The sequence below is a fragment of the Kitasatospora sp. NPDC057512 genome, assembly GCF_042802135.1.
In the GTDB taxonomy this organism is placed as follows: Bacteria; Actinomycetota; Actinomycetes; order Streptomycetales; family Streptomycetaceae; genus Kitasatospora.
In genome coordinates this window covers 22,079-27,371 of record NZ_JBHVET010000027.1, presented here as the reverse complement: position 1 = coordinate 27,371, position 5,293 = coordinate 22,079, and the positions used below count along the sequence as shown (strand labels likewise).

Below are 5,293 nucleotides of genomic sequence, written 5' to 3'. Positions count from 1 at the left end.
GTTGCCGCGGACGTTGCACGCGGAGGTGCCGTCGTCGCGTGTGGACTGGTCATCGGGCGGGGTGGAGCTGCTGGCGCAGGCGCGGGAGTGGCCTGTGGTGGACCGGCCGCGGCGGGCGGGTGTGTCCTCGTTCGGGATCAGTGGGACGAACGCGCACGTGATCGTTGAGGGGGTCGCCGACGAGGCAACTACCTCTCCTGAGGGCCCTGTTGATGATGTGGCGCCGTGGGTGGTGTCCGGCCGGTCGGTGGAGGCGTTGCGGGCGCAGGCGGGCCGGCTGGCGGAGCACCTGGCGGAGCGCCCGGAGGTCGGGGCTGCCAGTGTCGGGTGGTCGCTGGTCTCGCAGCGCTCACTGTTCGAGCAGCGAGCGGTCGTGACGGGCGCCGGCCGTGAAGAACTGCTCGCGGGCCTGCGGACCCTGGCCGAGGGCGGCACGGCGGACAACGTCACCGTCACGCCCCCCACCACACCCCCCGGCAGTCCGAACGGGCTCGCGCTGCTCTTCACCGGCCAGGGCGCGCAACGCCTCGGCATGGGGCGCCGACTGCACCGGGACTTCCCCGTCTTCGCGAAGGCGTTCGACGAGGCGTGCGCGGAGTTGGACGCACATCTGCCCGTCCCCCTGAAGGACGTCGTCTTCGGTACGGACGCCGACCTCCTGGACCGCACCCTGTACGCCCAGTCGGCCCTGTTCGCCCTGGAGACCGCGCAGTTCAGGCTCCTGGAGCACTACGGCATCAGGCCCGACCACCTGCTCGGACACTCGGTCGGCGAGGTGGCCGCCGCCCATGTCGCGGGCGTGCTCGACCTGCCGGACGCCGCGCTCATGGTGGCGACGCGGGGACGGCTGATGCAGGCCGCCCGCGGCGACGGCGCCATGATCGCCGTGGAGGCCACCGAGCAGGAGGTCCTGGCGGTCCTCGGGGACCGCGACGACCTGGCCGGGATCGCCGCCGTCAACGGCCCGCGGTCCGTGGTGGTCTCGGGTGACGTCGCGGTCGCCACCGAGGTCGCGGACCACTTCGCGGCGCTGGGGCGCCGGACCAGGCGGCTGCGGGTCAGCCACGCCTTCCACTCCCCCCACATGGACAGCGCGCTGGAGGAGTTCCGCACCGTCCTCGAAGGCCTGACCTTCCGCGCACCCGTCCTCTCCGTCGTGTCCAACGTGACCGGGCGGGAGGCCACCGCCGAGCAACTCCGCTCCCCCGACTACTGGGTGTCCCACATCCGCCGTGCCGTCCGGTTCGGCGAGGGGGTCGAGCACCTCGCCGGGCTCGGCGTGGGGACCTACCTCGAACTCGGCCCCGACGGTGTCCTGACGGGCCTGGTCCCGGACTGCCTGCCGGCCGGGACCGACGCGGTCGCGCTGCCGCTGCTGCGGGCCCGGCGCCCGGAGAGCGGCACCCTGCTCACCGCGGTCGCGCAGGCCGCCTTCGCCGGCCATCTGCCCGACTGGTCCCCGCTCTTCCCGGGCGCGCGGCCGGTGGAACTGCCGACGTACGCCTTCCAGCACCGGTCCTACTGGCTGACGGGGGACACCGCCGTCGCGGACGTGGCCTCGGCGGGTCTCGAGACGGTGGGGCACCCGCTGCTGGGCGCGGCGGTCGAGCGGCCCGACGGGAAGGGCTGGGTGTTCACCGGCCGCCTCTCGCCCACGACCCACCCCTGGACCGACGACCACGTCATCGGCGACGAGGTGCTGCTGCCCGGTGTGGCGCTGCTCGACGTCGCCCTCGCGGCGGGCGCCCGGGCCGGTTTGCGACGGCTGGACGAACTCACCCTGGAAGCCCCGCTCTCCCTCCACCCCGACGCTCCGGCCGACCTGCGCGTGGTGCTGGACCCCGAGGAGGAGGGTCGCTGGTCGCTGGCCGTGTTCGCGCGCTCCGGCGACACCTGGAGGCGCCACGCCACCGGCGTGCTGGCGGCCGGCGCCGAAAGCACCGGGAGCGCGCTGACGGACTGGCCGCCGAAGGACGCGAGCCCCCTCGACGTGGCCGACGCGTACCAGGCCCTGGCCGCCCGCGGCTACGACTACGGGCCGACCTTCCAGGGCCTGCGCGCCGCCTGGCGCGACGGCGACGTGCTGTACGCGGAGGTCGGGCTCCCGGCCGGCGTGGAGCCCTCCGGTTTCGGAGTGCACCCGGCCGTGCTGGACGCGGCGCTGCACCTGCTCGTCCTGGAGGGCGACCAGGCGGCCGGGCTCCGGCTGCCGTTCGCCTGGTCCGGCGCCGAACTGCACGCCACCGGTGCCACCGCGCTGCGGGTACGGCTGACGCCCACCGGCACCGACACCGTGGCCCTGGCCGTCTGCGACGCCGGCGGGGCGCCGGTCGCCACCGTCGAAGCGCTGACCCTGCGCCCCTACTCCGCCGCGGGCGGGGGCCGTACGCCGCTGTTCGCCGTGGACTGGGTCCCCGTGCCGGACCCGGCCGCTCCCGCCCCGGACCTGCCGACGGACCTGCCGACGGACCGCTGGGTCGTCCTCGGTACGCGCGGCCCGGACCTGCCGGGCGTGACCCGCCACGCCGACCTCGCCGCGCCGGCCGGTGCGGTCGAGGACCTGGAGGTGGCCGTCCTCCCGTGGACGGCGAACGCGCCGGAGCACGAGGTGCCGTCCGCGGCCCATGAGGCCGCCCGGGAGGTCCTGCGCCTGCTGAAGAGCCGGCTGGCCGAGGAGCACCGGATCTCCGCGCCCCTGGTGGTCCTCACCCGGAACGCGGTGGCCGCCGAAGCGGGCGAAGGCGTGGCGGACCTCGCCGCCTCCGTGCTGTGGGGCCTGCTGCGCACCGCCCAGACCGAACACCCGGGCCGTTTCGTCCTCCTGGACGTCGACACCGACCCGACCCCCGCTCTGGTGGCCGCCGCGCTCGCCACCGGCGAACCCCAACTGGCCCTGCGCAACGGCACCTTGAAGGCCGCCCGACTGACCCGGCAGACACCCCGTGAGCTGCTCGCACCCCCGGAGGGCGCACCGGCCTGGCGGATGGAACCGGGCGCCAGCGGCTCCCTCGACACGCTGTCGCTCCGTCCCCGCCCCGAGGCGCTCGCCCCCCTGCTGCCGGGAGAGGTGCGCGTCGCCGTCCGCGCCGCGGGCCTCAACTTCCGTGACGCGCTGAACGCCCTGGGCCTCTACCCCGGCGACGCGGGCCCGCTCGGCATCGAGGGTGCCGGCGTGGTCACCGAGATCGGCCCCGGGGTGACCGGGTTCGCGCCCGGCGACCGGGTCATGGGCCTGCTGCCCGGCGCGTTCGGACCGGTGGTGGCCACCGACAGCAGGCTGCTCGTCACCGTCCCGGACGGCTGGACGTTCGCCCAGGCGGCGGCCGTTCCCGTCGTCTTCCTGACCGCCTACTACGCGCTGACCGACCTGGCCGCCCTGGCCCCGGGCCAGTCGCTGCTCGTCCACGCGGCGGCGGGCGGCGTCGGCATGGCGGCGGTCCAGCTCGCCCGCCACCTCGGCGCGCGGGTCTTCGGCACCGCGAGCCCCGGCAAGTGGGACGCGCTGCGCTCCATGGGCCTGCCGGACGAGTGCATCGCCTCGTCCCGGGACCTCCTCTTCGAGCAGGGCTTCCGCCGGGTGCTCGGCGAGGACGGCGGTTTCGACGTCGTCCTCAACGCGCTGGCCCACGAGTACGTGGACGCCTCGCTGCGCCTGCTGCGCCCCGGCGGCCGGTTCCTGGAGATGGGCAAGACCGACGTAAGGGACCCGGCGTCCCTCCCCGACGTCTCCTATCGGGCCTTCGACCTCATGGTGGTCGACGCGGACCGGATCCAGGAGATGCTCACCGAGCTCGTGGGCCTCTTCGAGGCCGGCGCGCTCACCCATCTCCCGCTCACCGCCTGGGACGTCCGCCGGGGCAGGGAGGCCTTCCGGCACATCAGCCAGGGCCGCCACACCGGCAAGAACGTGATCACCCTTCCGGTGTCGTTGGATCCGGAGGGGGCGGTGCTGGTGGTCGGTGGTACGGGGGCGTTGGGGGCGTTGCTGGCGCGTCATCTGGTGGTGGCGCGTGGGGTGCGGCATCTGGTGCTGGTGAGCCGTCGGGGTGCGGAGGCGCCCGGGGCGGCGGGGTTGCGGGAGGAGCTGTTGGAGCTGGGTGCCCGCAGTGTGGTGGTGCGGGCGTGCGACGCGGCCGACCGGACGGCGCTGGGGGCGCTGGTCGACGAGGTGTCGGCACAGCGGCCGCTGACGGGTGTGTTCCATGTGGCGGGTGTGCTGCGCGACGGGGTGCTGGTGTCGCTGGGTGCGGAGGCGTTGGGGGAGGTGTTGCGGTCGAAGGTGGACGGTGCGTGGGCGTTGCACGAGGTGACGGCGGAGCGGTGTCCTGACCTGGCGGCGTTCGTGGTGTACTCCTCGGTGTCGGGTCTGGTGGGCAACGCCGGTCAGGCGAACTACGCGGCGGCGAACACCTTCCTGGACGCGTTGGCGCAGGAGCGGTCGGCCCGGGGGCTGCCGGGTCTGTCGCTGGCCTGGGGGTTGTGGGAGCAGGAGTCCGGCATGACCGCCGGCCTCGACGACACGGCCTTCCAGCGCTTCGAGCGGTACGGCATCGGAAGGATCCCGTCCGAGCAGGGCATGGCGCTGTTCGACGAGGCATGGCGGGGAAGCGAGCCGGCCGTGGCACCGCTGGTGCTCGACTCGGCCCGACTGCACGCGAGGGCCGCCGCGGTCGACCTGCCACCGCTGCTGCGCGGCCTCGTCTCCGCCCCGGCCCGGCGTACGGCGGCCCCGGCCTCGGCACCGAGGACGGCGGGCGCCTCCACCTGGACCGAGCGGATCGCGGGGGCGGCCGGAGGACGCGGCCTCGACGTCGTGAAGGACCTCCTGTGCCAGGAGATCGCCGACGTCCTCGGCCACCAGGGGACCGGGGCCATCGACACCGGCGCGGAGTTCCGGGGGCTCGGCCTCGATTCCCTCACCCTGGTCGAACTGCGCAACCGGCTCAACGCGGCCACCGGACTCAGGCTCCCCGTCAACGTGCTGTTCGACCAGCCCACACCGGACGAGCTGGCCGCCCACCTCCTGGCGGCCCTCGAACCCGAGCAACCGGACCCGGTCTCGCGCATCCTCGCGGACGCCGACCGGATGGAGGAGGCGTTGAAGCACTTCGCCGGCGAGCGCGAGGACCGCACCAGGGTCACCGACCGACTGACCCGGATCCTGCGCGCCTGGCAGCGGGAACAGGGCGAACCCGCCGAACCCGCCGACGACCTCGACCACGTGACCGACGACGAACTCTTCGACGCGCTCGACAACGAACTGTCGCGCTGAGGTAAGGGAAAGGTGAGCCCC

1 protein-coding gene is annotated in these 5,293 nt (G+C 74.5%); it reads left to right on the top strand.

All coding sequences use genetic code 11. From position 1 onward, the window contains the following. Nucleotides 1-25 precede the first annotated feature (25 nt). The gene (locus ACFU6K_RS03765) at nt 26-5,272 is read left to right on the top strand and encodes an SDR family NAD(P)-dependent oxidoreductase (protein WP_380660694.1); all 5,247 of its coding nucleotides are present in this window, start codon (nt 26-28) and stop codon (nt 5,270-5,272) included. The last annotated feature ends 21 nt before the right edge of the window (nt 5,273-5,293 follow it).